The following is a 1,956-nucleotide window of genomic DNA, read 5'->3' on the forward strand; positions in this document are numbered from 1 at the left end:
TGATGGTAATGTTAATGGTAATGGTGACAGCAATAATGATGGTAATAATACCAGCAATGTTAATGGTGATGATAAAGCTAAAGAAGATGCCTCTAATAGCAGTGCTGAAAGCGATGATAATGAAGCTGAAGTCAAGCCTGAATCCGATATTATTGCGGAAAAGAATCCATCTATAAGTATTTCTATAGATAAAAACAATCCGAAAAAGATTAAAAGGACTTACTATATTTACGAAGGTCAGGATAAAAAGCTGAACGAAATGGCAAGAAAGAGTGATAGAGATAAATCTAATCTGATAAGGTTAGCAATTGACTTTTTATATGATAATGCTGAAATGTAAAATAATTGTTTAAGGCCGAGGGGAGATAGTTGTTATGTCTTCGATAAAAGAAATAAATAGAGAAGTGAATAATGCTAAATTCATCAATCACATTTTATCGAACTTACCTGGATTTATTGAGGTCAGAGAGTTTAACACTGCAGGTTATGTCAATAAAGTGTGGTTTAAAGATACAGATGAATTATTAGAATATAAGCCGCCTGAGGATAAGGATGTTTATTTTGGGGTTTCTGGTCGTAAAGATACCACTTCAGGTAAAGCTAGCAATTTAACCAAAGTGAATGCACTATGGGCGGACTATGATGATATTAACCTAAAAGAGGTCAAGAAGAGCATCAAAGAGGCAGGACTGCCTGAAGCAAGCATACATTTGAGTTCTGGACATGGAATACATAGTTACTGGCTTCTTGATAAGCCTTTTGATGCCAATAAAGTAATCTCATTTGTTAAATACATTTCTAATGAGACTGGATCTGATTCAAGAGCTGCTGAAGCTGCTAGAATTATGAGGCTGCCCGGCAGCTATAATAACAAATCTGAAAGACTAGAATGCAGGATTATTGAGATGGATCCTTCTAAAAAATACAGTATAAAGTATCTATCTAATTTGATGGGTATCAGGCCGGCAAAATCGCCTGATTTCGGGTCTGATAGAATTAAGGGAATAAAACTACCTGAGGCGGAAAGACCCTGTATTAATTCAATCTTAAAGGGTGTAGAAGTAGGTGAGAGGAACTGGGCTCAGGGTAGGCTAACGAAATGGCTGCAGATGATGGGCTATTCCAAAAGAAGAGCCTACGATATAGTAAAGGCATGGAATGAGCTTAATCAGCCACCTGAGAAAATAGGTAAAATTAAAAATGACTTTTATGCCTACTGGGATGAAGAATACAAGCTATTAGGATGCACCATACCTGATGCAGAGCTCCAGGAGATGCTCAGTCACCATTGTGACCGTTATAACTGTCTGATTAAAGGCAGTATAGATAGTCTGGTACTTGATAATCATATTAAACTTAATAACCGTATATTCAATAGTTACAGAGATGTTTCAGGGTATGAACTCATAGTGTATGGTGTGCTTTTAGCTGCTGAGAATGGTCTTAATTCAACCCAGATAAAAAAAGAAATAACCCATAAAGGTGAAATGTGTATGAGTCGACAAAGGATATCCACAGCTATTGATAATCTGGCTAGTCTTGGCTTAATAGAAGCTAGAAAGAGAAGAGGATGTCCAACATTCTGTAAAGCTGAGAAGCAAAGTAGTTATGGTACTGGATACACATTGATTAACAATGGAGTCATTAATGGAGCTATCTATCAGGCCATTTCTCCAACTCAGCTTAAGGTTTACATATTGATACTCAAATACTCATTTAACAAAGGAACAGCATTTCCCAGCACACTTACTTTGTCTGAAAAGCTAGGGGTTAGAAGACAGACCATTAGTGATCACATTAAGGCATTAGAAGAGAGCAGATATTTAAAGCGCAGATATGACTATAATGAACAGGGAGCAGAGACTCTAACCTGCATATTATTGGTCTAAACCTCGTTTCGAGAATTAAATCCTATTATGACGGGGCGCATCGGGGTAGGGTGTTAGAATTTTCGAC

Annotated in this window: 2 protein-coding genes; both read left to right on the forward strand. The window is 37.0% G+C overall.

Going from position 1 to position 1,956, the window contains the following annotated elements; translation table 11 throughout:
• Positions 1–340, forward strand: a 340-nt coding sequence (locus BW929_RS15025) for a ribbon-helix-helix protein, CopG family (RefSeq protein ID WP_143414062.1), incomplete at its 5' end; no start/stop codon positions are given.
• A 34-nt stretch (positions 341–374) separates the two neighbouring features.
• Entirely contained in the window at positions 375–1,889 is a 1,515-nt protein-coding gene (locus tag BW929_RS15030) for a helix-turn-helix domain-containing protein (protein WP_076546277.1), read from the forward strand.
• Positions 1,890–1,956 lie beyond the last annotated feature (67 nt).

The organism is Halanaerobium kushneri (assembly GCF_900156285.1).
In the GTDB taxonomy this organism is placed as follows: Bacteria; Bacillota; Halanaerobiia; order Halanaerobiales; family Halanaerobiaceae; genus Halanaerobium; species Halanaerobium kushneri.